Here is a 26,736-nt window from a genome sequence, read left to right as displayed (position 1 = left end):
CAACCGAACAAGCGCGCCTTAAATTGGCCAAGGCCTATCCAAAGCCAACGGCCAAAGAGTCATAATCCCTGTGCAGAGGTACTAGGAGTGGCCAAGCATCAATTGGCGGGAGAGCTCCGTGCAACCTTCAATTCTGGATAAATATGGCGAGGCGCGCCTGCCGTGCTATACAAGCTACCCGACGGCGCTGCGGTTCTCGTCGGCGGTCGGCGGCGACGCATATGGAAACTGGCTGGGGAACCTGCCAGCCAGCGATCCCGTATCGCTATACCCGCACATCCCGTTCTACCGGTCGATGTGCTGGTACTGCGGTTGCCATACGACGATAACCCGGAAGGACCGCTCGATCCTCGACTACCTCGGCGTGCTAGGCGAAGAAGTCAACCTGGTTGGCGCGCGAGTTCCCAACCGCCTGCCGGTGGCCGAAGTACATTTCGGCGGCGGCACGCCAACTATAATTTCCCCTACGGAGTTCCTTGTGCTGATGGCCCTTATGCGTCGGCATTCCGCATTTTCCGACCTGACGGGGATCGCCGTGGAGATCGACCCGCGCGGGCTTACGGCCGAAATGGCCGACGCGCTGGGCGTCGCTGGTGTCAGCCGGGCGAGCCTCGGCGTCCAGAGCTTCGATCCCGTGGTGCAGAAGGCGATCAACCGGATCCAGAGCGAGAAGCAGACTGCCAAGGCCGCCGACCGTCTTCGCGCCGCCGGTGTTGGTGGCATCAATTTCGATCTGATCTATGGCCTTCCGCACCAGACAGTGCAGTCTTGCGTCGACACTGCCAATGCGGCAATCGCCATGCTCCCGGATCGCCTTGCCGTGTTCGGCTACGCGCACATCCCGACGTTCAAGAAACACCAGAGGATGATCGACGAAAACGCCCTGCCCGATGCTGCGGCGCGCAACGACCAGGCCAAAGCGATTGCCGAGACGCTGGTCGCCGCGGGCTACAGGCAGATCGGCCTCGACCACTTCGCACTGCCTGGAGACGACCTCGTCGAGGCGCGGGAAGCGGGCCGGCTGAGACGCCGGTCGAGACGGATACGGCAAGGAAATCCCGTAAGGTCAGTCGAGGCGAAATCCCGAAGCGCCAAATATGAGGTGGCGACCCGTAATCAGGGGAACTTTGAGGACAGGCCCCTCCTCATTCCATCCCTGAATCGGTGAGCCCGCGACATATGAATGACTCTTCAACGTGCCCTGCCAGATCGTCGGGAAATCAACACCCCTACTTCGTCTCAGATTGCATTCCCTGACAAGCCTGGAGACAATATCGGCCAAAGGGCGACCTCTTCGATAAACTGATGATTTTGAAAGAGTTCATGATCTCAGGCGCCCGCATTGATTCAAATCAATATGGCTCGGACATTTCGCTCACTGGTGTCGCCAGACTCGAATCTCCCACGGTCGCCGCATAGCCGATCGACGGGATCGACCGATCAATCGCAAACCGCGGCGATATCTTAGCGTCGGACATATTCGGCATCAAAAACGCGAGTCTTTGCGGCAGCGCAAAGAACCCTTTCATTCGCGGAATAAGCAGACAAATAGGTTCATGTTTTCGGCTTGTCGATCCGGGACAAGCTGAGCCAACCTCATCCTCGCCGTCGCTTGCCGCGGTCGGTGGGATGGCCGGCGCGTGTCCCGGCGCGGAGTTCGAGGTCTTCGTCTTCGGCCGGCTGCCGCTTGCACTGTCGGGCCGATGTTACCACGCCCGCATTCATGGCCTGCACAAGGATTCCTGCCAGTTCACCTGCGAAAAAGACCCGGATGGCCTGGCAGTCGAAACCCTCGACGACCAGCCTTTCCTGGCGGTCAATGGCGTGCAGACTCTCTCTAACCAGATGCAGGCCTTCTGCCACACACCCACCGATCTCGCCTCGAAAGGCGTCGGCCGCATCCGCCTGTCTCCCCACACTTGCGACATGGTCGAGGTGGCGAAGACCTACAAATCGCTTCTAGGCGGGACCGAGGACCCCAAGGGTGCTCGCTTTGTCCTTTCTTGCCTTGATCTGCCCGGGTCGCTGGTCGAGGGATACTTCCATGGCAAGCCGGGATGGCAAGCGACCACTTCGATCTGAAGAAAGCGCGACCACTTCGATCTGAAGAAGGCGGACCTTGAACGGAAAAATGACCCAGATCGCAATCGTGACCGTATCGGACCGTGCAAGCCACCGCCGAGCAGATGGCGAGGGAGAAACTGGAGCACGCCCGTATTCCGCGAGTTGAACGCCGGCGTGCATTCCTTTCCCATCGTGAGTCGGGAGCAGCGCCTGCCGGCTCCCGGGATTTTGCGGCGATGGAGGAACAGATCGCGACCCGTCTCGACGTGTATGCTCGGTTTCGAAGGGAAGATGACAGGCCAGTGCTTTGCGATCTGGCGGCGGGGGCGCGAAATCTTGCACAACAGCTCATTGCCTCTCCGCTCGGAACAACCAACTCGATCGGAAGCCGGCCGCCTGGTTCCCTGGATGCATTCTGCGAATTCGCGGGCGAGTCTTACGTCAATGCGGGCGACACCCTCGCCTTGAGGCCGACCGCGACCGAGCCAAATCCTTGCAACGAGCGCGATCAGGCGCCTGGCTACTTTGAGGTACATCGAGGAGCAGCAGGCTTGATGATCTCGCCATTGTGGCGGAGCCCGCATGCGGCTGGTCGTACCAGCAGCCAGGCGTCAAACGGGCGCTTTGGTCGGTTGTCGCGCCCGTAGTTTTGGTCGAACGAGCATGCCGCCAAACAGGACCGCAAAGCCAAGAAAAGCTGCCGCCCATAGGGCGGCCGATATGTGAAGGAGCATCACTTCCCCAGGTGCGAACGCCGCACACAGGCGAAAAACGGCGGCAAGCACAATCACGACAAAGATCGTGCATACACCGATGCTAGCGCGCAATTCGCGGCCTGTATGTCCAAGCGTGGTGCGGGTCATGACGGCGAGCGTCATACACGCCACCGCTCCCACGCCAAAGGCGTGAATGCCTGCTACCGGTGGGATCGTCTCGGGAAGAATGATTGCCAGGCCGGCGAGAAGAAAGCCGAGTGGCACAAAGGCGAACGCGACATGCAGGATCAGCACCAGCGGATCACGCAACGTGCGATAGCCAGCCCAGCGTATGATCCGGATAGTGTTGAGGACTCCCCCGGCAATCAGCATTGCGCACGTCCAGGCGCTCCCGGGAAAAACAGCCCATGCCATTAATGCGGTCCCGGAGAGAGCGATCGTCACGACGTCGAGACGGCTGAATGGGGCGGGCGGACGTCCTGGATTTTCGCGCGCCAACCAATTGCGGGTGAAACTGGGAACAATCCGTCCGCCTATGATCATGATGAGAACGACCGCGGCAGCGAGCCCGAGCCGGCGGCTTATATCCGAGACGCCTCCGTAGTGCGCTTCGGCATGAAACATCACGTTGGCTGCCAGAAGCACGGCAACAGGCAGCAGCACCTTGAGGTTTCGCCAGTTTCGACCCGCGATGATTTCGGTCGCGGCGGCGGTGGCGACAGCCAGGAGGAAGGCGCAGTCGATCGCGGCTCCGACGAGCCAGCCGGTCTCGACCGAAAAGAATACGGCGAAGCGACCCGCAAGCCACAAAAGGACGAGTGCCAGAAGGGGCAGGCCTTGCACCGGCAGCCGTCCGGTCCAGTTCGGAATGGCGGTCAGCAGGAACCCTGTCACGACCGCCGCAAGATAGCCAAACAGCATCTCGTGGACATGCCAATCGATTGGCTGGAAGACGCTGAAGGTTTCGAGGCGGCCGTAAAACAAGGGCAGCCACAACAGGATAGCCGCTCCAGCATAGAGCGAGCCGAGAAGAAAGAACGGCCGGAAACCGTAAGACAGAACTGCCGGATAGGCGCCCGGCCGCGTGCGTGGAATTGCCATGGCGTGCATTTCAAAGATGGAAACCCCGGGCAGGTTGTGTCTGCCGCAAGGTTTCCGTGATTTTCAAAGCGAGATATTCTCGGCCTTCAATTGCCTGCTGGAACTTGAGCCAGCAATGCCTCGAACACCTTCTTCGCCTTGCCCGGCTGCTTGACGGTTGTGGCCTGTTCGAGGTTGACCGGTTTGCCGACCACGATCAGGGCCACCATACCCATCCCGTAGTGAGGCGTGCATTTCACGCCGTAGAGGCCCTCTTTGTCGAGCTTGACCGTGATCTGTTCGCCGGCCTTGCCCTTGAAGGGCTCGACACCATCCGGGAGCATGCCCTTGATGCTTTCAGCATCGTGGCCCTTGTCGGTCGGCACGAAGGTGACGGTGTCGCCAGGTGCTGCCTGGACGAAGTCGGGCTGGAAGACCATAACGCCTTTCTCGCCCTTGTTGAGCATCTGGACCTGGTGATCGGCCGCTTGGGCAGCCCCGGCCAATACTGTCGCCGCGAGCGCAGCGACGATGGTTGCGTATCTCATGATCTTGCCTTTCTGTCCGATTATTGTCGACGGTGTTCACCGCTGCGGTTCTTTTAGGCCGGCTCCGGTATTGGGACTTTGACGCAGCGCAAACTCGATTTGAGAATCGAAGAAAAAAGGCCGCGGCAAGTGCCGCTTGCCGCGCGTTGGTCGCCCATGACATTGTGAGGCTGGAAAACATGAACTGATGACAGTCAAAACTTGGAAGGGGAAATGCAGGTGAGTCGCCTGGATCGCTCGCTGATTGCCGGGCTGTCTGCCTTTCAGGGCATAGCCCCGACGGATCTTGACTTCATGATCGGCCAAGCCCGGTCGTTGCGGATTGCCAAGGACCAGCCGGTGTTCGAGCAGGAGCAGGAAGCGCACGCTTTTTTCTTGCTGCTCGATGGACACGTCCGTGTCGTGAAAACAACAGCCGATGGGCAAGAGATAACCGTGCGGTACATTAGCCCTGGCGAACTAATGGGCATCGCCCACGCGATAGGCCTCACCACTTATCCGGCCAGTGCAATCTGCGCCGTCGATTGCGTCGTGCTTGCCTGGCCAGGCCATTTCTGGTCGAAATTCGCCGATGCTTTCCCGAGTTTTGGCGCCAGCACCTACAAGACCGTGGGGAGCAGGCTGCAAGACGCCCACACACGTGTCATCGAGATGTCCACCGAACAGGTCGATCAACGCGTCGCCCATGCCTTGCTCAAGCTGGTTAAGCAGACAGGCAGGAAGACCGAGGAAGGTATCCTGATCGATTTCCCAATTTCACGCCAGGATATCGCCGAGATGACAGGAACGACGCTCCATACGGTGAGCCGGCTGCTCTCGTCGTGGGAGGAAAAGGGTCTGGTCAAAAGCGGGCGCCAGAAGGTGACCGTTGTCGAGCCGCACCGCCTGCTCGTACTCGCCGAAGGGCGCACGGACGAAAACTAATTCGCGTCTTTTCGATCGATCGCGGCCTGGAGCGCGCTGCGCAGCAGTTCCTCTCTCAGGCCGTGCTCGTGTGCTGCGTCGGATATTGTGTGGAACGAGGCAATCGGGCAGCCGACGCAAAGCATGCCGAGTTGGAGAATGGCCCTGTTGGTCGCTGGCCAGCCTCGCATAATTGCGTCCATTGTTGCGTCGTCATTGAACCGCGGTTTCATGCCAGTTGTCCCAGCTTGCAAGTAAACACATTGCCGCCGCGGTGCGTGTTGTTCGTTGCGCTTGGACAAAGAGGCACCCGTTCTCATCTCGCCTTGTGCAATGGTCGCGCAAAGAGAGGCTAACCGTCATGCCGGCGGCGGGAGACTGGTTTCAATCCTCCGCAACCCCTCCAAACGGTCGCAGTTACGCAACAATCAACAGGGCAAGCGGCAAACTCGCCACTCGGCCGGGCGCCTCTCTCCAACGATGCCACGTGCAAAACGGCCCATATCGGCCTGTCCTTCGCTGGATTCGGATTTGCGCCAACGCAAAGACGGGCCACGCAATCAGGCTATTTTAGCGCCATCAAATGGGTGAAGCCAAAGGAGACGGAAATGCTCACGAGACGCGAAGCTTTGTTAGGATCTGTCCTTACCGCTGCCGCGGTTGCAACGATTGGCGCAATGCCGGTAGTGGCAAACGCAAAGGAAGTTGCGGGGTTGCCGCGTGAAAAGGTGACGTTGGCCGCGCCGCCATTCGTCCACGCCCACGATCAGGTCGCCAAGAGCGGCCCGAAGGTCGTTGAATTCACGATGACGATCGAGGAGAAGCCGATGGTCATCGACGCCGACGGCACGCAGCTCAACGCGATGACCTACAACGGGTCGATCCCTGGCCCATTGATGGTTGTCCATGAAGGCGACTATCTTGAGCTCACGCTGATCAACCCCGACACGAATACGCTCGCCCACAACATCGATTTCCACGCCGCGACTGGCGCGCTGGGTGGCGGCGGACTGACGCTGGTCAATCCCGGCGAGCAGGTCACGCTGCGCTTCAAGGCTACCCGGTCGGGAACCTTCGTCTACCACTGCGCGCCTGGCGGAGCGATGATCCCGTGGCACGTCGTGTCCGGTATGAGCGGGGCTGTGATGGTGCTGCCGCGCGACGGCCTCAAGGACGACAAGGGCAAGCCGATCAGCTACGACCACATCTACTATGTTGGCGAGAACGACTTCTACATCCCGCGCGACGAGCAGGGGAAATTCAAGAAGTACGACTCGGCCGGCGACAACTACGACGACACCGTCAAGGTCATGCGCGGGCTGATCCCGACCCATGTCGTGTTCAACGGCAAGGCAGGATCGCTGACCGGCGCGAACGCCATGAAGGCCAAGGTCGGCGAAACCGTTCTGATCGTCCATTCCCAGGCTAATCGCGATACCCGACCGCACCTGATCGGCGGTCATGGCGACTATGTCTGGGAACAGGGCAAATTCGCCAACCCGCCGGCCAAGGATCTGGAAACCTGGTTCATCCGTGGCGGGTCGGCAGGTTCGGCACTCTACACCTTCTTGCAGCCGGGCATCTATGCCTATGTGAACCACAATCTGATCGAGGCGGTCGAACTCGGAGCGACCGCGCACTTCACGGTCGAAGGAACCTGGGACGACGATCTGATGACGCAGGTCGAAGCGCCCAAGGCAATTGCCTCGTAGACGGGAGATCCGAGCCTCGGTGCAACCCTTCGGCAAAGACGAAGGGGCGCACTCGCGGCGGGCTTGATGCCATGTCCTTCGATCCTGTCTTCACCTTCGGAGCAATTGGGGCCGCAGCGCTGATCGGGCTAGGCCTGTCCCAAGCGCTCGACAGCGGTTCTCCGGAGTCTCCTCGGCCACTCGGCGCAAGCGAACTGGTTGTTCTTGCGACCGGGTCGTTTGACCATCCGCAACCGGGTGAATTCCTGAGGGAGAGCCATCCGGTCGCGGCACCGGTCGTCAGGGAAACCATCGATACGCCACTGGAAATCATGAAATATCAGGTAAGCGTGTCGGACTACGGCCGCTGTGTGGCTGATGGCGTCTGCAAACTTGCCGACTCACGCAAGATCGGCAACGTTCCCGTTACCGGCGTGAGCCACATGGATGCCGAAGCGTATGCGACCTGGCTGTCAGCCCGCACGGGCGAGACATGGAGGCTGCCGACGGACGTCGAGTGGGCCTATGCCGCCGGCGAACGATTCCGGGGCGACATAGAGAGTGATGAAAGTGACCCGAACAACCCGGCGCTGCGTTGGCTCGCTCAATACCGCACCGAAACGGCGCTTGGGCGCAAGCCGGATCCTGAACCAAGGGGCCAGGGGGGCTTTGGTATCAACTCCAAGGGAGTGGCGGATGTTGCGGGCAATATCTGGGAATGGACCTCGACGTGCTACGTCCATGCAACCATGGCCAGCGACGGCGTGGGCGTTGCGAGTTCGATCGACAATTGCGGAGTGCACGCGGTGGAGGGCTTCCACCGCACCTACATGTCGAACTTCATTCGCGACGGCAAGAGCGGCGGTTGCGCGGTCGGCACCCCGCCCGACAATCTGGGTTTCCGGCTGGTCCGCGATCGGCCCAGTCTTGTGCGGGCCACGCTTCGGCGCCTGGGATTTTCCTGACAACATGAACAAGAGTGCATGATGACGTTGAAATCAGATTTGGCCGATAGCGCACGCCCCGTCGCGGAACAGCCTCTGGACCACACCGGCGTTGACCGGGCATCTATCGCAAAGCTGGTCCGCGAATTTTATGCCAAGGTCAGGAGCGACGAGCGGCTCGGGTCGATTTTCGCACGCGAGATCACCGGCGATTGGGAGCCACATCTCGAGAAAATGACGGACTTCTGGTGTTCGGTCATCTTGAAGAGCGGCAACTATCACGGACGACCGGTGCCGGCGCACCTCAAGCTCAAGGATGTCACGGAGGCCGACTTCGAGATCTGGCAGGCCCTGTTCGGTCAAACGGCAGCCGAACTCTTCGCCCCGGAAACGGCGGCGGTGTTCGTCGACCGCGCCGAACGGATAGCGACAAGCTTGAAACTCGCGATGTTCTTTCGCCTCACTCCCCTCACGACAGGCGGCAGCCAATAGGCTGGCTTTGGCGAAACAAGGCCGGCGCCTCAAAGGCCAGCGACAGATTTGATTTTGCGCAAGGAAAGTGTCCTCGGAATTCCTAATTTCGTTGCATGGCTCTCAATCTCTTCATTGGCACGATCGTCATAAGCCTGACGGTCCTGGTTCACACGTTTGGTCTGATCGCCGTTACGCACGCGATGGGATACTTGGTCGCGCGGTTTCGTATGCACGGACGCCGCAGCCGTATCGTCGCTATGATCAGCGTGGTGATGGGGCTCTTTGCCGTCATGACCGTGGAGGTCTGGCTCTGGGCAGGCCTATACAGGTTGCTTGATATCTTCGCCGACTTCGAAACCGCGCTCTATTTTTCGACCATTACCTTTTCGACCGTCGGCTATGGCGACATCGTGCCCGCTCACGCGTGGCGTGTCCTGGCGGCGCTCGAGGGCGTGAACGGGTTCTTGCTTATCGGCTGGTCGACCGCCTATCTGATCGCGGCAGGCACCCGCATCGGCCCGTTCAAGGCCGGGGAGCATTTCTGACCCGAGCCGATGCTCAAACCGCTGCCGAATGCTTGGCTTTGCCGGTTTCGAAATACTTATCGAACTTCGCCGCGATGCTTCTGACAAAGGGGCGACTTTCCGCCGGCACGACGAAACTGTCGCCATCAAGTTCAAGCAACCTTTTGGGTTCCCGTAGGGCGGTGGAACTTGCCTTGAGCAGCAGCCTTTGGCCGGCTTCGCCAAAGCGCTCCACCAGTTCGATCGCCGAGAAGGCGAAGTCACACATCAGCCGCTCGATGATCCAGCCGCGAACACGGTCGTCGTCGGAAAGAGCGATACCGCGGACAGCCGCCAGCCCGCCATTAGCAACAAGGCGTCCATATTCGCTGGTCGAAGGCATGTTCTGCACATAGCCCTGCCGAAACTGGCTGATGGACGATGGCCCCAGCCCGATCAATGTTTCGCAGCGATCCTCCGTGTAACCCTGGAAGTTCCGGCGCAGGGTTCCCGCGCGGGCCGCGAGCGCCAGGGCATCGCCCGGTTTGGCGAAATGGTCGAGGCCGATTGCTTCGTATCCCCGTTCCACGATCGCCCGTGCCGCCAGTTGCGATTGAGCAAACCGTTCCGTGGGACCGGGCAGCCACGCCTCGTCGATCATGGTTTGGTGTTTCTTGAACCAGGGCACATGTGCGTAGCCGAAGAGCGCCATTCTGTCCGGTTCCAAAGTCAGCGCCTGCGCCACGGTGGAACAGACGCTTTCCCTGGTCTGATGCGGCAAGCCGTAAAGCAGGTCCAGATTGACCGATTCGACGCCGCGCGAACGAACGCCGTCGACGACCGCCTTGGTCTGCAAGAAGCTTTGCTCGCGGTTGATCGCTTTCTGCACTTTCGGATCGAAATCCTGCACGCCGAGGCTCGCTCGCGTCATGCCTATTTCGGCGAGCGCATCGAGGCGCGCTTCGTCCATGTCGTTGGGTTCTATCTCAACGCTGATTCTTGCATCCGGAAGAAAGTCAAAGCAGTCTCGCAAGACAGTTCCCAGTGCCACCATATCGTCGGGTCTCAGCATGGTTGGCGAGCCGCCGCCGAAGTGCGCGGCGCGGACACGACCCTTGCCGCTGACAAGACGGGCTACCGTCGCGATCTCCGCGTGCAGCGAGCGAAGATAAGCAGCCACCGGTTGGTAGTGACGGGTCTGTTTGGTATGGCACGCGCAGAACCAGCACAGCTTGTCGCAATAGGGAATATGCAGGTACAACGATATCTCGTCATCGCCCTCGATCGCGTCCATCCAGCTGCGAACCACTACGGCATCGATCCCCGCGTGAAAGTGCGGCGAGGTCGGATAGCTCGTATAGCGCGGAACGTTTTCGCCCGCCGCGACGGTCGGATTTGCTTGTATGTCGTTGGCAGCTGTAGTCTGCATGAGCGGCAATCTAGAAATAGCGAAGTGCCTGAACCTTGATTTCAATCAAGGCGGCCTGCTGCAAGGACAAACTGACGCAACATTTTCTCGCGGCAGCGGTGGTATCTTGCCGGCACTTTGATCTCGAGCCCATGAAAATGACCATTAGACAGGACGTTCACAGTGCCGGCATTCCAGTGCTTTGCCAGTCGTGCGAGGCACGGCATCGCGGTGTTTGTGGTGCGCTCGACCCGGACCAACTGGTCGGACTGGCCAAGGCCTCGTCGAAGCAAGAGGTTGGGCCCGGTGCGGAGCTGGTGGGTGACGCTGAAACCGTCGACAGCTTTTCAAACGTCCTGTCCGGTGTGGTAAAGCTGACCAAGAGCCTTTCGGACGGGCGCCAGCAGATCGTGGGCCTCCAGTTCGCGCCCGATTTTCTGGGTCGGCCTTTCAAGGTCGAAAGCGCCATCAACGCCGAAGCGGCAACAGCCGTGTCCCTGTGCTCCTTTCCGAAGTCCGCTATCGAACGGATGATGAAGGAATCACCGGAACTCGAGCATCGCCTGCTCAGGCAGACGCTGAACGAACTTGACGAGGCGCGTGATTGGATGGTCACCTTGGGACGCAAGAGTGCCTCGGAAAAGGTGGCCAGCTTTCTGCTGATGATCGCCAGAAACATTGACCCAACTCTTGATCCAGACACCAACGCAACGAGCTTCGATCTGCCGCTCACGCGTGCCGACATCGCCGATTTCCTCGGCTTGACGATCGAGACGGTCAGCCGCCAGCTGACCAGGCTGCGAACGGACGGGGTCATCCGGATCGAGAACAACCGGCATGTGGAAGTCGAAAGCCTTGGCCGGCTTGAGCGCCGCTCCGGCGCCTAGCTCGCGTCTCCGATCCCGATCATCGGCAGGACATGTTCGCGTTCAAATGCGATGTGCCGGCGCAAGTTCTCGAACAGGCCGCGCAACATGAAACCGATGGCCTCGGGGTTCTCGACTGTCTCGCCATGACCGATGGCCAGCAGAATTTCGGTCACCTCATCGGCAAAGCATTCATCTTCCACATGTTCGGCCCGCAGTCGCCGGGTTGAGGCAAGGTTCGTATTGCCGACCACGGCCTCCTCGTAGGCGGGGAAGATTGCCGTCTCTTCGTATCGATGAATGTCGCGCAGCAGCGGAATGATCGCGTTGGCCGTGCCGAGGCATTTCAGGCGATCGACGCTGGGCAAGGCATCTGCAATTCTCTCCAAAGCATCGCAGAGTTGCAGCTTTTCCCTGTGCGCGCGCTTCATCACCGCGGCCGGGACCACGTCTCCGGATCGATCAGTTGGTTCGGGATTTCCATCGCCTGCTTCGAACAGCGACGATCCCTGCCCATTCTTCCGGGTCAACGGCGACCTCCAGTCATTTGCGGACCAACGCTGCCCAATCCGAAAGCACTGGGCTTTGACATGGATCAAGGCGGCGACAACGCGACTGCTGAATTGGTGTCAAGCGGATTGGCGTCCGCGCATCGGAATCGGAGGTCGGGGACAGGTCATGAAGTTCGGCACGCAAATCTTCGCTTTGGGCCTGTTCACATTTGGGGCTCTTGTGGCAGCCGGGTTCGGTGTGGACGAGCCATTCCGGCAGCATATGTGGGTGCTGTTCTTTGTGCTGCTCGGCTTTGTCGCCATCCTCATCCGCAACACGAATTTCAAAGTGGCAGCTCCGATCGACCCGTCCGCCTACATGGATGGGCCAATCCGCTATGGCGCCATCGCCACCATGTTCTGGGGCGTCGTTGGTATGCTGGTCGGCGTCGTCATTGCGCTGCAGCTTGCCTATCCCGATCTCAACATTCAGCCCTGGTTCAACTTCGGTCGTCTGCGGCCATTGCATACGTCGGGCGTCGTCTTCGCCTTCGGCGGCAATGCGCTGCTCTGCACGTCCCTGTATGTCGTCCAGCGCACCTGCCGCGCCCGGCTATTCGGGGGCGATCTCGGTTGGTTCGTGTTTTGGGGCTACCAGCTCTTCATCGTTATGGCCGCGACCGGCTACCTGCTCGGCATTACCGAGAGCCGCGAATACGCCGAGCCCGAATGGTATGTGGATATCTGGCTGACCATCGTCTGGGTCGCCTATCTCATCCTGTTCCTCGGCACGATCCTGAAACGCAAGGAGCCGCACATCTACGTCGCCAACTGGTTTTACCTCTCCTTCATCGTCACCATCGCGATGCTGCACGTGGTCAACAACCTGTCGATGCCGGCCTCATTCCTGGGTTCCAAGAGCTACTCGGCCTTTTCCGGGGTCCAGGACGCCCTGACGCAATGGTGGTACGGGCACAACGCCGTTGGCTTCTTCCTGACTGCCGGCTTCCTCGGCATGATGTATTATTTCGTACCCAAGCAGGCAAACAGGCCGGTCTATTCCTATCGCCTGTCGATCGTCCATTTCTGGGCAATTATCTTTCTCTACATCTGGGCCGGGCCGCATCACCTGCACTACACCGCCCTACCCGATTGGGCGCAGACGCTCGGCATGGTGTTTTCGATCATGCTGTGGATGCCGTCATGGGGTGGCATGATCAACGGCCTGATGACGCTGTCGGGCGCCTGGGACAAGCTCCGCACCGATCCGATTATTCGCATGATGGTGATGGCCATCGCCTTCTACGGCATGTCGACCTTCGAAGGTCCGATGATGTCGATCAAGGCGGTCAACTCGCTGTCGCATTATACCGACTGGACCATCGGGCACGTCCATTCGGGCGCACTCGGCTGGGTTGGCATGATTTCGTTCGGCGCGCTCTACTACATGGTGCCGAAGCTCTGGAACCGTCACCGTCTCTATTCGCTGCGGCTGGTCACCTGGCACTTCTGGCTGGCGACGCTCGGGATCGTCGTCTACGCCTCGGTCATGTGGGTGTCCGGCATCATGCAGGGCCTGATGTGGCGCGAATACGACGAGCAGGGCTTCCTGGTCTACTCCTTCGCCGAAACGGTCGCCGCCATGCACCCCTACTATGTGATGCGCGCAATCGGTGGAGCCATGTACCTCTCCGGCGCCCTGATCATGGCCTGGAACATCGCCATGACCATCCTTGGATACCAGCGCGAGGAAGAGCCGATGCCCGGCTCCGTTCCCGCCCTTCAGCCTGCCGAATAAGGAGCCAGAAAATGGGCTTGATGGACAAACACGCGCTGATCGAGAAGAACGCCACGCTTCTTCTCGTAGGTTCACTTCTCGTCGTCACCGTGGGTGGCATCGTCGAGATCGCACCTCTCTTCTACCTCGACAATACGATCGAGAAGGTCGAAGGCATGCGGCCCTACTCGCCGCTCGAGCTCGTCGGGCGCAACATCTATGTGCGTGAGGGATGCTATCTCTGCCATAGCCAGATGATCCGACCGTTCCGTGATGAGGTCGAGCGCTACGGGCATTACAGCTTGGCGGCCGAGTCGATGTATGACCATCCCTTCCAGTGGGGATCGAAGCGTACCGGCCCGGACCTCGCCCGGGTTGGCGACCGCTATTCCAATCTATGGCATGTCGAGCACCTCACGGATCCTCGTTCGGTGGTGCCTGAATCGATCATGCCGAGCTACGCGTTCCTGAAGGACACACCGATCGAGGTGAAGGACTTCTCAACGCACCTGGTCGCCAACCGGCGTGTCGGCGTCCCCTACGGCGATGACATGATCGCACACGCGAACGCCGATCTGTTGGCGCAGGCTGATCCCAACGCCGACACATCCGGCCTCGAAGCCCGCTACCCCAAAGCCAAGATCGGCGACTTCGACGGCAACCCGCGACAGGTCACCGAAATGGATGCCCTCGTCGCCTATCTCCAGATGCTCGGCACGCTGGTCGATTTCAAGAACTACGACGAAGCCGCCGGCTACCGCTGAGGAGTTTTATCCATGGATTACAATTTGATGCGGGAGTTCGCTGACAGCTGGGGTCTGGTCGCTATGGCTCTGTTCTTTGTCGGCGCGATCGCCTTTGCCCTACGCCCCGGCAGCCGCAAGCTCGCCGACGAAGCTGCCCGGATTCCCCTTGAGGACGAGTGATCATGAGCGACGAGCACATCGATGAAATCTCTGGTGTTTCAACCACTGGCCACGAATGGGATGGTATCCGCGAGTTGAACAACCCGCTTCCGCGCTGGTGGGTCATCACGTTCTACATCACCATTGTCTGGGCGATCGGATACACCATCGCCTATCCGGCATGGCCTTTGCTGCATTCGGCAACAAAGGGCGTGCTCGGCTATTCGAGCCGTAACGAAGTCAAGAACGAGCTGTCGGTGGCTGAAGCGGCGAAGGGGAAATATGTCGCGGCGATCGAGTCGAAGAGTGTTTCGGAGATCGCGGCGGACGATACCTTACGCGAATTCGCCGTCGCCGCCGGCAGTGCCGCGTTCAAAGTCAATTGTGTGCAGTGCCATGGCTCCGGCGCCCAGGGCTCCAAGGGCTTCCCCAACCTTAATGACGACGACTGGCTGTGGGGCGGCAAGGCGGATCAGATCCAGCAGACGGTCACGCATGGCATCCGCTTCGCTTCCGATCCGGATACGCGCCTTTCGGAAATGCCAGCCTTTGGCGACATCATCACCGCCGACCAGATCAAACAGGTCAGCGCCTACGTGGCCAGCCTGTCCGAAACCGTCAGCGATCAAACGTCGGTGGTGCCCGGCGCCAAGGTCTTTGCCGAAAATTGCGTCGCCTGTCATGGCGACAACGCAAAAGGCAACAAGGAGCTCGGCGGCCCCGATTTGACCGATGCCATCTGGCTCTATGGGTCCGGCGAGGCAGCCATCGCCACCCAGGTCCGCGCGCCGAAACAAGGCGTGATGCCGGCCTGGGGTGGGCGCCTAGGCGAGACCAAAGTCAAGGAGCTGGCGGTCTACGTGCATTCGCTTGGCGGCGGAGAATAGGAAGCGGGGGGCCTATTCCCATCCCTTCACCGCCCAAGCGACGAGGCCCGGCTCAGCCGGGCCTCGATTTGCGTTCCGGCACCCCGATTTGACTTGCATCAACGCGCCTGGCCCTGCCCTGCGGCAAGACTTTCCCGCGCTGGCGGCTCAGGCATGGGCAAATTGCGGCTCGCACGAGTGGAGATGCATGTGCTGGACAATACGCAGGTAGAAAGGCTCGAAGCCGAGGCGGTCAACTCCGCCAAGGTGCGCCAGCCAATGTATGCCGCGCGCAAGAAGATATTCCCAAAGCGGGCCTCGGGCAGCTTTCGCCAATTCAAATGGCTGGTGATGGCGGTCACGCTTGGTATCTATTATCTGACGCCGTGGCTGCGGTGGGACCGTGGCCCGTTTGCCCCTGACCAGGCAGTGCTGCTCGATGTCGCCAACAGACGTTTCTACTTCTTCTTCATCGAGATATGGCCGCAGGAATTCTACTATGTGGCCGGCCTTCTGGTCATGGCTGGGGTCGGTCTTTTCCTGATCACGTCGACTATCGGTCGTGCCTGGTGCGGCTACACATGCCCACAGACCGTGTGGGTCGATCTGTTCCTGGTCGTCGAGCGGGCCATCGAGGGTGATCGGAATGCGCGCATCAAGCTCGATGCCGCCTCCTGGAGCGCTCGCAAGCTCGCACTGCGGGTATCGAAACACGCCATCTGGCTGATCATAGGTACGGCGACCGGCGGTGCCTGGATATTCTATTTCGCCGATGCGCCGACCTTGCTCGGCGAACTTTTCACCGGCACCGCGGCGCCTGTCGCCTACATCACCGTCGCCGTGCTGACGGCGACGACCTATACGTTCGGCGGCCTGATGCGCGAACAGGTCTGCACCTATATGTGCCCTTGGCCGCGCATCCAGGCAGCCATGCTCGACGAAAGTTCGCTCACCGTCACCTACAATGACTGGCGCGGCGAACCGCGCACGCGTCATGCCAAGAAGGTCCAAGCCGCGGGGCAGCCAGTCGGCGATTGCGTCGACTGCAATGCCTGCGTCGCCGTCTGCCCGATGGGGATCGACATTCGCGATGGCCAGCAGCTCGAATGCATCACCTGCGCGCTCTGCATCGACGCCTGCGACGGCGTCATGGACAAGCTCGGCAAGGAGCGCGGGTTGATCTCCTACGCGACCCTCTCCGACTACAACGCCAACATGATGCTGGCGACCGCGGGCGGCTCCGGTTCAGTCAATCCGTCGCTGGTCAGAACGGATGACGGCGTGTTCTCGGACAGGGTGGCTCATTTCCACATCCGCAAGATCTTTCGCCCGCGCACATACGTGTACATGGCTATGTGGTCGCTAATAGGCCTGGGTCTGCTCTATTCGCTGCTGACGCGCGACCGGCTCGAGATCAATGTCTTGCACGACCGCAACCCGCAATTCGTGACGCTGTCCGACGGCTCCATCCGCAATGGCTACACCGTCAAGCTGCTGAACATGATCCCCGAACCAAGAACGATCATCGTCACCCTTGGGGGTTTGCCAGGCGCAGAGATGAGCATCGTCGGTGTCGACCTCCCCGCCGGTCGCTCTTTTGCGATCCAGGTCGAACCCGACCGGCTGAAGATGTTGAAGGTTTTCGTGCGCCTGCCTGCTGATCAGATCCATGGCGAAGCGCAGACCTTCACATTTCGGGTCGAGGACAAAGCGAGTTTCGAGTCGAACGAATACACCGCCACATTCAACGCACAGGAGATCGCCAGATGAGCGCCACCACGCGAAAATCCCGCGAATTCACCGGCAGGCACATGTTGGCCATCATCCTTGCCTTTTTCGGCGTGGTCATCGCGGTCAATCTGACGATGGCGACGCTTGCCAACATAAGCTGGACCGGCCTTGTCGTCGAAAACACCTATGTCGCCAGCCAGCAATTCAACAGGAAGGCCGAGGAAGGGCGCGCGCAGGCAGCCCTCGGCTGGACCGGCAAGCTGACCATGGCATGGGGCGAAATCCGCTACAGCCTCACCGACGCCTCCGGCACGCCGGTTCCCTTGCACGGCGTCAAGGTGCTGTTTCGCCATCCCGCTTACGAGAAAGAGGATGAGTCCATCCAGCTCGCCCTCGCCTCGGGTCAGGAATTCGCCGCCCAGCATATGCCGAAGGACGGTGTCTGGATCGTCGAAATCGACGCCGATGCCGGTCTGGCAAGACCATATCGCGACGTGCGCAGGATCATGATTTCCCATGGAGCGCTGAAATGAGCTGCTGCGCGCCGGGCGCCGAAATGGCCCTGGATTTGGTTAGCGCCACCTCGGTCCTGCCATCCAGCCAGGAAATCAGGCTGGCGAGCCGATCGCTTGGCGATGATCTTCGTCAGACCGACCTTTCCGTACCGACTGTTCACTGCGGCGCCTGCATCCAGACCATCGAGACGGCGTTGGGAAAACTCGATCACGTCGAGGCCGTTCGCGTCAACCTGTCGACCAAACGGGTCTCGGTCCGGTGGCGCGGGGGCGAGGTTCCACCGTTCGTCGTCGCGCTAGGGCAGCTGGGCTACCAGGCGCATCTGTTCGACCCGGAGATCGACGACAAGGACAAGACTCTTTCGGAGTTGATCCGTGCCGTCGCGGTTGCGGGGTTTGCGGCGGGCAACATCATGCTGCTTTCGGTCTCGGTCTGGTCCGGTGCCGAAGGCGCGACACGCGACCTGTTCCACTGGGTCTCGGCACTGATCGCCATCCCCGCGCTAGCCTTCGCCGGCGGCATCTTCTTCCGCTCGGCCTGGAATGCGTTGCGCCACGGCCGCATGAACATGGACGTGCCTATCGCGGTCGGCGTGTCGCTTGCCTACGCCATGAGCCTTTACGAGACGATCACCCATGGCGACCACGCCTATTTCGACGCGTCGGTGTCGCTGCTGTTCTTCCTGTTGATCGGCCGAACGCTCGATCACGTCATGCGGGAGCGCGCCCGGACCGCCGTGAAAGGCCTGTCGCAGCTGGCCGCGCGTGGCGCAATGGTGCTGCGCGCCGACGGTGCGCGCGACTACCTGCCGGTTAGCGAGATCGAACCAGGAATGCAGTTGCTGATCGCAGCCGGCGAAAGGATTCCCGTCGACGGCAAGATCATTCGGGGGGCGTCGGATCTCGACTGCTCGCTGGTTTCCGGCGAAAGCACGCCCCGAAACGTGGCGCCAGGCGAACCCGTGCAGGCTGGCGTGCTTAACCTTACCGGCTCGCTGACGATCAAGGCGACAGCCGACGCGAAGGATTCGTTCCTGGCGGAAATGGTTCGGCTGATGGAGGCCGCCGAGGGCGGCCGGGCACATTATCGCCGGATCGCCGATCGCGTTTCAGCGCTTTATGCTCCGGTGGTTCATCTTACCGCCTTCGTGACGTTCCTTGGCTGGATGGCGGTGACCGGCGACTGGCACCGGGCGATAACCATCGCCATTGCCGTTCTCATTATCACATGCCCGTGCGCGCTCGGCCTCGCCGTGCCGATCGTTCAAGTGGTCGCCGCGCGACGCCTGTTCGAGCACGGCATCATGGTCAAGGACGGTTCGGCCATGGAGCGTCTGGCGACGATCGATACCGCGGTCTTCGACAAGACCGGAACGCTCACGCTCGGAAAGCCCCGGCTCGTCAATGCGTCGTCGATCGATCCGGCGACGCTGGCAATCGCAGCCGACATGGCCGCGCATTCGCGCCATCCGTTTTCAAAGGCCATAGCCGGCTTTGCCTCGCCTGGCGGGCAGAGCAAATTCGATGCCGTCACCGAGCACCCGGGCTTCGGCATCGAGGCCGCTGCCGCCGGAAACATCTGGCGGCTGGGTCGACGCGGATGGGCTGGATGGAAAGCCCGCACCGGCGGCGAAGGCAGACATGGCTATGGCGGGACGGTTCTGACGAAAGACGGGATCATTGTCGCGACCTTCGATTTCGAGGATGCGCCGCGTGCCGACGCCAGGGCTGCGATCGAGCGATTGAACGATGCCGGGGTGTCGGTGCGGATGCTGTCGGGCGATACAGCAGGCGCCTGCGGCGAAGTCTCGAAAACGCTGGGTATCGACGAATTCGTTCCGTGCCTGCTGCCGTCCGGCAAGGTCGAATGCATCGAAACCCTGGCGAGAGACGGACACCGGGTTCTGATGGTTGGCGACGGCCTCAACGACACGCCGGCACTGAGCGCCGCGCATGTCTCGATAGCGCCGGCCACCGCGGCCGACATCGGCCGCAATGCCGCCGATTTCGTATTCTTGCGTGAAAGCCTTGCGGCAGTGCCTCTCGCGTTGGACGTCTCGCGCAAGGCGGGAAGCCTGATCCGCCAGAACATCGCGATCGCCATCGTCTACAATGCTGTCGCCGTTCCGATCGCCATTCTGGGGCACGTTACGCCACTGATCGCAGCGATCGCCATGTCCGCCTCATCGCTGCTTGTGATCGGAAATGCTCTGCGTCTGCAAGGCTCTGCGTCGAACGCAGCGGCGCAAGATGCACGACAGGACGGGCGCCACGGCGTCAGCCAGTTGGCACAACTCCAATGACGACCCTTGCCTACCTCATACCCGTGGCCCTCTTCCTTGGTGCCCTTGGACTGGGAGCCTTTCTGTGGGCGTTGAGAAGCGGTCAATACGAAGATCTCGATGGAGCCGCCGAGCGGATCCTGATCGACCGGGACGACAAGCCGCAGGGCTGACTCCGACGGTGCCACCCAAGGCGCCGATGCGGATGGGGCTCCGGAAAATGACCCAGATCAAAGCGCGCAGCGCATAGATCTGGATAGTCAAGGATAGATATCCGAGGAGCGAACATGCGAGCCGAAGCCATAATGACGAAGCCGGTCGTCGGCATGGACCCGGCTGCATCGATCGCCGAGGCGGCCGGGCTGATGCTCTCAAAAAAGATCAGCGGCTTCCCCGTCATTCGCAGCGACGGCGTACTGGTGGGGATCGTCAGCGAGGGTGAATTCCTGCGTCGGGGAGAACTGGGCACGCAGCGCAAGCGCCCACGCTGGCTGGAATTTCTCGTCAGCCCTGGAAAGGCGGCCGATGAATATGTCCGCACCAATGGCCGGCGGGTTGAGGAGGTGATGTCACAGGATGTCGTCACGGCATCCCCTGACTCATCGCTCGCCGAGATCGTCGAGCTCATGACACGCCACCACGTCAAACGCATTCCGGTCGTCGATGATGGGAAAGTCGTCGGCATCATCACCCGCTCTGATCTTCTGCGGGCATTGCTCAGCGTCCTTCCGGACAGGGCTGCTACGGTCATCGACGACGAACAGATCCGTCAGAGCATCATTGCCGAGCTTATGGCGCGGAAATGGGCCGGCAGCGACTTGATCGACGTGATGGTCAACGAGGGCGTGGTGAAACTCAGCGGCGCTATCTTCGACGAACGCGAGCGCCAGGCAGCCATCGTCGCCGCCGAAAATGTCGCCGGCGTCAAGGCTGTCAGGGATGATCTCTTTTGCGCCGATCCGCTGTCCGTCATCCTTGTTTCGTAGCGGCTGGACGAGCCCGACGGGCTTGGCGTTGCAAACTGTCGGCCCCAGGATCAATATCGCTCGCTCGATAGCGAATGGTCGAGAATGACGACGAAGATTGAATGAAGCCTTCGATTCAGCCTGAGCGCTCGGCGCTTTAGCGTTGTCCGGTCGCATGCTGCAGCCGCGCGATCAAGTCCCGGTTGCGGCAGTAGTCTGGCGGACTATCGGCTTGCTGGTGTTCATCGAGCCAAATCGAGCATTCATCTTGGTGGCCACAGGAACGGCAGCGGTCCACCGCCCGGTTGGTGACGGCTGCATGGTCGGGTACGACTTTCAACTGTCTGTCGACGCCCAGCTTCCGCATCATGCGGTCCATCAAGACGGTCCTGGCATCAACTGAAATCAGGTAATCGAGAAAGGTCATGCGGATCACTCCTGCCCACTGGCCATCATTTCCATATTGACGGTCGGCTCGCGTTGATCTCGATCAACAGGCGGCATCGTTGCCAATGCCTGAGCCTAAACGGGAGCTTGGGACGCTAGACCTTTGCGACAAGACGGTCGAGAAATGGCCGTTGACCGACAACCAACTTGTCCGGACCAATAGGCGACGTCGTCTGGCCAGACGGATCGCCGGTCGGCTTCGCCTATCATCAATACGACATGAAGCGGCTAATGCCGCTCTCTTCGATCAGCGTGCGGGTCACGCCGCCAAACGCCCATTCCCGCAAGCGGCTATGGCCGTAGGCGCCCGAGACGATGAGGTCCGCATGGATCGAGCGCGCGAATGTCAGTAACCGGTCGCCGTCGGCTTCGCCGGCCAACATCTCGGTTCGTGCCATGATGCCGTGATGTTCCAGAAAGACCGCGACATCGGCAAGGCTGTCGCGAATGCTCTCGTCGCGATCGGTATCGATCGTGGCGACCACGACTTCGCTAGCCTTGGCCAGGAAAGGCAACGCATCAGCCATCGCCCGCCGTGCCTCCCTGGTGTCCTTCCAGGCAACCAGGACAGTTTTTGCAAGGACGTGTTCGCCATTGCTCGCGGCGACCAGGACCGGACGGCCGGCACCGAGTGCAAGGCTGCCGATATCCACGGCGCGAAAGACGTTGTCTCCATCCCTGCCACCGGTGACGATGAGGTCGGCCGCCCTGGCCGAAACGCTGAGGAACCGAGTCGGGCCGCAGATGGCTTGGCCCCATTCGCTAAAGATCGAAGCAGGAACCAGCCTCTCGAACTCGGCACGCAGTTCGGCAAGCCGTTTCTCGATTTCCGTTCGCTGGATCTGCATGATCTCGCCTTCGTAGACCATGCCGTCGCCTGTCGCGACCAGGGGCGGGACATCCGCTGCCGCCAAGCCGATAAGACGGGCTCCAAATCGTTCCGCGAGTTCGATCCCCACCCTTATAATAGGTGCAGGAGGCCCATCGACGGCGAGGTTTACAATGATTGACTTGTAGGACATTGCCGGGCCTTTCGCTGAAACGATGGAATGCGTGATGAATTGCATTCGCCAGCGTCTGATGCCTTGATGCGCGTCAAAGACCCGCCAATCGCATCCGCATCCGAAAAAGTCGGGCTCGATCCGTTTTTGCGTGTATGGAGACAAGTGATAGGTAGCCTTCGTTCAGGCGTCTCGAACCCAGGGATCTCAGGTGAGTCAGGACGAAGCGCTTATTTTGTCGACCGGCGGGACGATGCTGAAATCAGTTTTGTCGCAAATGTTCGAGCAGGCTCCGGGCTTCATGGCTCTGATGCGTGAGCCGGATCATGTCTTCGAACTGACCAATGCCGCCTACCAACGGCTGATCGGCCACAGGCGGGTGATTGGAAAATCGGTGCGCGAGGCCCTTCCCGAACTCGAAGGCCAAGGGTTTTTCGAACAGCTGGACCATGTGCACAAGACTGGCGAGCCCTATAGGGGCCAAGGCGTGAAGGTCGGCCTTCGCAACATCGACGACGGGCCGATTGAAGAGCGCATCCTGGATTTCGTCTATCAGCCTATCAAGGCCGACGATGGCCGTATCACCGCGATCTTCATTGAAGGCACGGATGTCAGCGAGCTCTCCTTTGCGAACGCCGCGCTTCGGCTGCGTGAGGACCATTTGCGATCGATCCTGGCTACAGTGCCAGATGCAATGGTTGTCATCGATGAGCAGGGCGACATCCAATCCTTCAGCACCGCTGCCGAGGCTCTGTTCGGCTACCAATCAGGCGAAGTCATTGGTCAAAACGTAAAAATGCTGATGCCTTCGCCCTACCGCGACGAGCATGATGCCTATCTGCTTCGCTACCTGACGACGGGAGAGCGCCGGATTATAGGGGTAGGCCGCACCGTCACCGGTATGCGCAAGGATGGCTCTATCTTCCCGATGGAGCTTTCCGTGGGCGAGATGCATCCCGGAACCGGGCGCTTCTTTACCGGCTTTTGCCGCGACCTGACCGAACGCCACCGGGCTGAAGCAAGAATCCAGGAGCAGCAGCAGGAACTGCTGCACATGGCACGGTTTACCGCACTCGGCGAAATGGCCTCAACGCTTGCACATGAGATCAACCAGCCGCTTACCGCCATCACGAACTACCTCAAGGGCAGTCGTCGGCTGCTCGATAAGAGCACGGAAGAGAACGCGCCCATGCTGCGGGATGCCGTGGAAAAGGCAGCTGAGCAAGCCCTGCGGGCAGGAGACGTCATTCGTCATCTGAGGGAATTCGTCGCACGAGGCGAAAGCGAGCGTCAGGTCGAACGATTGCCGGCACTGATCGAGGAAGCCTCGTCCCTGGCCCTGGTTGGTGCCAGGGAGATAAATGTCCTCGTCAGCTACAAACTTGACCCCGCCGCCGAACTTGTCTTGACTGACCGCATCCAGATTCAGCAGGTTTTGCTGAATCTCATGCGCAACGCGGTGGAGGCCATGCAGGACGCGCCGCGCCGCGAGTTGCAGGTCACAACTGTCGCCCGGGATGACGGGATGGCCGAGGTGAGCGTGATCGATACGGGCGCAGGCCTCGCGCCGGAGGTCTCGGCCCAGCTTTTCCAGCCATTTGTCACCACCAAGAAGCAGGGCATGGGTGTCGGGCTCTCGATTTGCCGCACCATCGTTGAATCGCATGGCGGTCACATATGGGCAGAGGCAATACCGACCGGCGGAACCGCTTTCCGGTTTACCCTGCGCATCGTGGAGAAAGAAGAGGTCACAAATGGCCAGCAGTGATCTGGTTCATGTCGTCGACGACGACGTGGACGTTCGCAAGTCTCTCGGTTTTCTCCTAGGGACAGCAGATTTTGCAGTGCGCCTGCACGAATCAGCCACGGCTTTTCTATCGATGTCGACGAGTAGTCTCGACGGCTGCATCGTCACCGACGTGCGCATGCCGGGCATAGATGGCATCGAGTTCCTGCGCCAACTCAGGACCCGAGGACACACACTTCCGGTGATTGTCATGACGGGCCATGCCGATGTGGCGCTCGCCGTTCAGGCGATGAAGGAAGGCGCTTCCGACTTCATCGAAAAGCCGTTCGACGACGAGATGCTGATCGACGCGATCCGCTCCGCGTTGGCCAACCGCAACCAGGCGCCTGCGGCGCATCCACAATCCGCGGAAATCAACGGACGTCTGTCGACATTGTCGGAGCGGGAGCGGCAAGTGCTGGACGGACTCGTCTCCGGTCTGCCAAACAAGACGATCGCCTATGATCTGGGCATCAGCCCGCGCACGGTCGAGATCCATCGTGCCAATGTCATGAGCAAAATGCAGGCGAGCAGCCTGTCGCATCTCGTACGCATGGCATTGATCGTCGAATCCAGACCCTAGGGACGGTCTCCGAAGGCGTTGCCGTTGCCTGCGGCCTCCCTACCCGGCTCCCAATCGCGCCAATGGGTCGGGCGAATGTCAACACGGACGCCAGTCGCGGCGTTTTTCCAACCCTCCCGTCCCTTTGTGCAGGGAAATACGAGCGCATGCTCCCCTTCGTCATCGAAGACGGCCAGTTCGAGGTCCCGACCAAACGGTGCGTTTGAGATTGGCTCCCACATCGTCTTATCTTTGACGGAAACAGCCCGGCGCGCTTTGACCTGGATCATTTCAGGAATTGTTGAACCTCTTTCCGCAAGACGCCACCTTCCCTTGATCGTGATCAAAGACGCTCCACAGAGCGTCGGCTCACCTCGAATTGAGATAGGCCAATTGATCCGGCGCAATGCGCGGACGCCTTCAACGCTTCAGGAGGACGATGAAAACGTCAAGGAGTACCCTGATGAGCCAGATGTCCCATACCTCTTTCGCCAGTTTCAGCCACGCTGCCCAGCAGGCGCAGCAGTGGGTCAATGAGCTCGCCAAGGATCTCTGCTGGAGCGAACCGAGCGCGTGCCGCCTCTTGCGGTCCGTTCTGCACACGGTGCGGGACTGGCTGTCGCCAGAGGAAATGGCCGATCTTTCCGCGCAGCTGCCTGTTTTGGTTCGCGGCATCTACTTCGAAGGCTGGAACCCGTCGGCACCTGCGAGTGAGCGCAAGAAGCACGACTTTGTCGTCAGTGTCAGAAACAGTTTCGGCTATGATGACGAGGTTGATTTCGACGTCGCGATCAACGCGGTGTTCAAGTTGCTCGACCGCCATATATCGCATGGTGAGATCGTGCGGATCAGAAACTCGATGAAGAAGTCGCTTCGAAAATTGTGGCCCGTGGATTGACCGATGTTCCGCGACCGGGAGGACGCTGGAGTGAAGCTTGGCCTGGAGCTGAGCAAGCTTCAACTGCATCAGCCTGTTGTGCTGGCATTGCCGCGTGGCGGCGTGCCTGTCGCGGTGGAAGTGGCCAAAGCTCTCAACGCCCCTCTTGACCTGCTTATTGTCCGGAAGGTAGGCGCCCCAGGCAATCCCGAGCTGGCTGTCGCCGCAATCGTCGATGGCGACCCCGGAGAGGTCGTGCTGAATCGTGAGATCGTCGAGACCTATTCACTCGACGAAGACGCGCTACGTGTCTTGATCGCCAAAGAACGTCCCGAACTGGAACGTCGGCGCGTTGCCTATCGAGGTAAGAACAGACCGTTGTCGATCGCTGGAAAGGCCGTGATCATCGTTGATGACGGTGCCGCGACCGGCACGACCATGAAGGTCGCGATCCGCGCCCTCAAGCGTAGGTCACCACGGGAAATCATCGTGGCTGTTCCTGTTTCACCACAGGAGACTGTTGCCGAACTGGCGCGGGAAGCGGACCGCGTCGTTTGCCTTAGTCAGCCAGGACAGTTCCGCGCCTTGGGCTACCACTATCGAAGGTTTCCTCAACTCTCCGACAGCGACGTTGTCGCTGCTATGGATGAGGCTGTTCGGTCGAAAATCAGCAGGCAACACCGAAGCGGGCAACAGACCACCGGCCACGGTTCAAAAGCCGCCACGAAATCAATCCCACAGAATGACCGAGAGAAATAGGAGATCACGTCATGCTGATCCGCACGCTTTCCGCCTTGGAATGTACCAAAATGCTGACGGCCAATCGTGTTGGCCGCCTGGCGTGCGCGAAGGATGGGCAGCCCTACGTCGTACCTCTTTACTACGCTCATTCCGATGCGCATCTTTACGCGTTCTCCATGCCTGGCAAGAAGATCGAATGGATGCGAGCCAATCCGCTGGTATGCGTCCAGGTCGACGAACATGGCCAAGGCCGAGGGTGGAGAAGCGTCGTTGCCGACGGCCGATACGAAGAGTTGCCGGATCGAATTGGCCACAAACTCGAACGCGATCATGCGTGGTCGATGTTGAGCAAACATACCGACTGGTGGGAGCCCGGCGCATTGAAGCCGGTCTCGCCTCCCGTTTCGGACAGCGCTCCGCACGTTTTCTTCCGGATCTTGATTGAACAGGTGTCCGGACGAGAAGCCGGCGAGTAGTCGTTCCATCGATTCGTTGCAAGAAATGGAAAGGCCCGCGGCAATAGCCCGGCCCGTTGTTTCAAGCCATTTCTTTGTATAACGCCAAAAAGAACCCGCGCGACCCCACACAGCAGC

Annotated in this window: 30 protein-coding genes and 1 pseudogene; 23 read left to right on the top strand and 8 right to left on the bottom strand. The window is 60.2% G+C overall.

Features of this window, described 5'->3' with window-relative positions; all coding sequences use genetic code 11:
* Nucleotides 1–118: 118 nt before the first annotated feature.
* Both NKG99_RS32320 and NKG99_RS32315 read left to right on the top strand, forming a co-directional pair.
* Nucleotides 119–1,030 (top strand): annotated as a pseudogene (locus tag NKG99_RS32320) (radical SAM protein); the annotation flags it as partial.
* Nucleotides 1,031–1,629: 599 nt separating this feature from the next.
* Nucleotides 1,630–2,082, top strand: coding sequence for a U32 family peptidase (locus NKG99_RS32315; protein WP_502911072.1), 453 nt, complete (start codon nt 1,630–1,632; stop codon nt 2,080–2,082).
* Between the two features lie 593 nt (nt 2,083–2,675).
* Here the strand turns inward: NKG99_RS32315 and NKG99_RS32310 are convergent.
* Nucleotides 2,676–3,881 (bottom strand): NnrS family protein, encoded by a 1,206-nt coding sequence (locus tag NKG99_RS32310; RefSeq protein WP_352873348.1) that lies wholly within the window; start codon nt 3,879–3,881, stop codon nt 2,676–2,678.
* Between the two features lie 86 nt (nt 3,882–3,967).
* Nucleotides 3,968–4,408 carry a pseudoazurin gene (locus tag NKG99_RS32305; RefSeq protein WP_352873339.1) on the bottom strand — a complete coding sequence of 147 codons (441 nt, stop codon included), beginning with the start codon at nt 4,406–4,408 and terminating at the stop codon, nt 3,968–3,970.
* 219 nt (nt 4,409–4,627) lie between these two features.
* Between NKG99_RS32305 and NKG99_RS32300 the strand changes: the two genes are divergently transcribed.
* A complete protein-coding gene (locus tag NKG99_RS32300) occupies nt 4,628–5,332 on the top strand; it encodes a Crp/Fnr family transcriptional regulator (protein WP_352873346.1) in 705 nt (234 codons plus the stop codon).
* On the opposite strand, the gene NKG99_RS32295 is transcribed toward NKG99_RS32300, so the two are convergent.
* Nucleotides 5,329–5,544, bottom strand: coding sequence for a DUF1858 domain-containing protein (locus NKG99_RS32295; RefSeq protein WP_352873338.1), 216 nt, complete (start codon nt 5,542–5,544; stop codon nt 5,329–5,331). The genes NKG99_RS32300 and NKG99_RS32295 overlap by 4 nt on opposite strands.
* A 375-nt stretch (nt 5,545–5,919) precedes the next feature.
* Between NKG99_RS32295 and nirK the strand changes: the two genes are divergently transcribed.
* The 4 genes from nirK (at nt 5,920) to NKG99_RS32275 (ending at nt 8,965) form a co-directional block, all read left to right on the top strand.
* Nucleotides 5,920–7,023 (top strand): copper-containing nitrite reductase, encoded by a 1,104-nt coding sequence (gene nirK / locus NKG99_RS32290; protein WP_352873337.1) that lies wholly within the window; start codon nt 5,920–5,922, stop codon nt 7,021–7,023.
* 71 nt (nt 7,024–7,094) lie between these two features.
* On the top strand, nt 7,095–7,967 hold the full coding sequence (locus NKG99_RS32285; protein ID WP_352873335.1) for an SUMF1/EgtB/PvdO family nonheme iron enzyme: 873 nt from the start codon (nt 7,095–7,097) through the stop codon (nt 7,965–7,967).
* Between the two features lie 21 nt (nt 7,968–7,988).
* Nucleotides 7,989–8,438, top strand: a complete 450-nt coding sequence (locus tag NKG99_RS32280) for a group III truncated hemoglobin (RefSeq protein WP_352873344.1) — start codon at nt 7,989–7,991, stop codon at nt 8,436–8,438.
* Between the two features lie 95 nt (nt 8,439–8,533).
* A complete protein-coding gene (locus NKG99_RS32275; RefSeq protein ID WP_352873333.1) occupies nt 8,534–8,965 on the top strand; it encodes a potassium channel family protein in 432 nt (143 codons plus the stop codon).
* 13 nt (nt 8,966–8,978) lie between these two features.
* Here the strand turns inward: NKG99_RS32275 and hemN are convergent, their stop codons facing one another.
* A complete protein-coding gene (gene hemN, locus NKG99_RS32270) occupies nt 8,979–10,352 on the bottom strand; it encodes an oxygen-independent coproporphyrinogen III oxidase (RefSeq protein WP_352873332.1) in 1,374 nt (457 codons plus the stop codon).
* Between hemN and NKG99_RS32265 the strand changes: the two genes are divergently transcribed.
* Both NKG99_RS32265 and NKG99_RS32260 read left to right on the top strand, forming a co-directional pair.
* Nucleotides 10,351–10,473, top strand: coding sequence for a hypothetical protein (locus NKG99_RS32265; RefSeq protein WP_352873331.1), 123 nt, complete (start codon nt 10,351–10,353; stop codon nt 10,471–10,473). The two genes, hemN and NKG99_RS32265, sit on opposite strands and share 2 nt — an antisense overlap.
* 16 nt (nt 10,474–10,489) lie before the next feature.
* On the top strand, nt 10,490–11,218 hold the full coding sequence (locus NKG99_RS32260) for a Crp/Fnr family transcriptional regulator (RefSeq protein WP_352873329.1): 729 nt from the start codon (nt 10,490–10,492) through the stop codon (nt 11,216–11,218).
* Here the strand turns inward: NKG99_RS32260 and NKG99_RS32255 are convergent.
* Complete coding sequence (locus NKG99_RS32255) at nt 11,215–11,628, bottom strand: hemerythrin domain-containing protein (RefSeq protein ID WP_352873342.1); 414 nt, start codon at nt 11,626–11,628, stop codon at nt 11,215–11,217. The two genes, NKG99_RS32260 and NKG99_RS32255, sit on opposite strands and share 4 nt — an antisense overlap.
* A 247-nt stretch (nt 11,629–11,875) precedes the next feature.
* Between NKG99_RS32255 and ccoN the strand changes: the two genes are divergently transcribed.
* The 9 genes from ccoN to NKG99_RS32210 all read left to right on the top strand — a co-directional run bounded on the left by ccoN (nt 11,876) and on the right by NKG99_RS32210 (nt 20,750).
* A complete protein-coding gene (gene ccoN, locus NKG99_RS32250) occupies nt 11,876–13,486 on the top strand; it encodes a cytochrome-c oxidase, cbb3-type subunit I (protein ID WP_352873327.1) in 1,611 nt (536 codons plus the stop codon).
* An 11-nt stretch (nt 13,487–13,497) separates the two neighbouring features.
* Complete coding sequence (ccoO, locus tag NKG99_RS32245; protein WP_352873325.1) at nt 13,498–14,229, top strand: cytochrome-c oxidase, cbb3-type subunit II; 732 nt, start codon at nt 13,498–13,500, stop codon at nt 14,227–14,229.
* A 12-nt stretch (nt 14,230–14,241) separates the two neighbouring features.
* Nucleotides 14,242–14,391 (top strand): CcoQ/FixQ family Cbb3-type cytochrome c oxidase assembly chaperone, encoded by a 150-nt coding sequence (locus NKG99_RS32240; RefSeq protein ID WP_023759205.1) that lies wholly within the window; start codon nt 14,242–14,244, stop codon nt 14,389–14,391.
* Between the two features lie 2 nt (nt 14,392–14,393).
* A complete protein-coding gene (ccoP, locus tag NKG99_RS32235; RefSeq protein ID WP_352873324.1) occupies nt 14,394–15,257 on the top strand; it encodes a cytochrome-c oxidase, cbb3-type subunit III in 864 nt (287 codons plus the stop codon).
* A gap of 183 nt (nt 15,258–15,440) precedes the next feature.
* Entirely contained in the window at nt 15,441–17,006 is a 1,566-nt protein-coding gene (gene ccoG / locus NKG99_RS32230; RefSeq protein ID WP_502911073.1) for a cytochrome c oxidase accessory protein CcoG, read from the top strand.
* Complete coding sequence (locus NKG99_RS32225) at nt 17,003–17,500, top strand: FixH family protein (protein ID WP_352873321.1); 498 nt, start codon at nt 17,003–17,005, stop codon at nt 17,498–17,500. The genes ccoG and NKG99_RS32225 overlap by 4 nt, the downstream gene beginning before the upstream one ends.
* Nucleotides 17,497–19,785, top strand: a complete 2,289-nt coding sequence (locus NKG99_RS32220; RefSeq protein WP_352873319.1) for a cation-translocating P-type ATPase — start codon at nt 17,497–17,499, stop codon at nt 19,783–19,785. Before NKG99_RS32225 ends, NKG99_RS32220 begins: the two co-directional genes overlap by 4 nt.
* Entirely contained in the window at nt 19,782–19,937 is a 156-nt protein-coding gene (ccoS, locus tag NKG99_RS32215; RefSeq protein ID WP_352873318.1) for a cbb3-type cytochrome oxidase assembly protein CcoS, read from the top strand. Before NKG99_RS32220 ends, ccoS begins: the two co-directional genes overlap by 4 nt.
* A gap of 114 nt (nt 19,938–20,051) precedes the next feature.
* Nucleotides 20,052–20,750 (top strand): CBS domain-containing protein, encoded by a 699-nt coding sequence (locus NKG99_RS32210; protein WP_352873317.1) that lies wholly within the window; start codon nt 20,052–20,054, stop codon nt 20,748–20,750.
* Nucleotides 20,751–20,886: 136 nt separating this feature from the next.
* Here NKG99_RS32210 and NKG99_RS32205 read toward each other — a convergent pair whose 3' ends face one another.
* Nucleotides 20,887–21,156, bottom strand: coding sequence for a DUF6455 family protein (locus tag NKG99_RS32205; protein WP_352873315.1), 270 nt, complete (start codon nt 21,154–21,156; stop codon nt 20,887–20,889).
* A 229-nt stretch (nt 21,157–21,385) separates the two neighbouring features.
* Nucleotides 21,386–22,198: a universal stress protein gene (locus NKG99_RS32200; RefSeq protein WP_352873314.1), complete on the bottom strand. Its 813-nt coding sequence runs from the start codon at nt 22,196–22,198 to the stop codon at nt 21,386–21,388.
* Between the two features lie 190 nt (nt 22,199–22,388).
* On the opposite strand from NKG99_RS32200, the gene NKG99_RS32195 reads away from it, so the two are divergent.
* Together NKG99_RS32195 and fixJ are read left to right on the top strand one after the other, a co-directional pair.
* Complete coding sequence (locus NKG99_RS32195) at nt 22,389–23,945, top strand: PAS domain S-box protein (protein WP_352873313.1); 1,557 nt, start codon at nt 22,389–22,391, stop codon at nt 23,943–23,945.
* Entirely contained in the window at nt 23,932–24,546 is a 615-nt protein-coding gene (fixJ, locus tag NKG99_RS32190; protein WP_352873312.1) for a response regulator FixJ, read from the top strand. Before NKG99_RS32195 ends, fixJ begins: the two co-directional genes overlap by 14 nt.
* Here the strand turns inward: fixJ and NKG99_RS32185 are convergent.
* A complete protein-coding gene (locus NKG99_RS32185) occupies nt 24,543–24,872 on the bottom strand; it encodes a hypothetical protein (protein WP_502911071.1) in 330 nt (109 codons plus the stop codon). The genes fixJ and NKG99_RS32185 overlap by 4 nt on opposite strands.
* A 59-nt stretch (nt 24,873–24,931) precedes the next feature.
* Here NKG99_RS32185 and NKG99_RS32180 point away from each other — a divergent pair, with 59 nt between their 5' ends.
* The 3 genes from NKG99_RS32180 to NKG99_RS32170 are packed head-to-tail and all read left to right on the top strand — an operon-like array spanning nt 24,932 to nt 26,619.
* Nucleotides 24,932–25,423, top strand: a complete 492-nt coding sequence (locus NKG99_RS32180; protein WP_352873311.1) for a DUF2267 domain-containing protein — start codon at nt 24,932–24,934, stop codon at nt 25,421–25,423.
* A 3-nt stretch (nt 25,424–25,426) separates the two neighbouring features.
* Entirely contained in the window at nt 25,427–26,161 is a 735-nt protein-coding gene (locus tag NKG99_RS32175; RefSeq protein WP_352873310.1) for a phosphoribosyltransferase, read from the top strand.
* A gap of 11 nt (nt 26,162–26,172) precedes the next feature.
* Complete coding sequence (locus NKG99_RS32170) at nt 26,173–26,619, top strand: pyridoxamine 5'-phosphate oxidase family protein (protein ID WP_352873308.1); 447 nt, start codon at nt 26,173–26,175, stop codon at nt 26,617–26,619.
* The last annotated feature ends 117 nt before the right edge of the window (nt 26,620–26,736 follow it).

The sequence above is a fragment of the Mesorhizobium sp. M1409 genome, assembly GCF_040317535.1.
Taxonomy (GTDB): domain Bacteria; phylum Pseudomonadota; class Alphaproteobacteria; order Rhizobiales; family Rhizobiaceae; genus Mesorhizobium.
The sequence above is the reverse complement of the archived record's forward strand: the minus strand, read 5'-3'. Positions and strand labels throughout refer to the sequence as shown.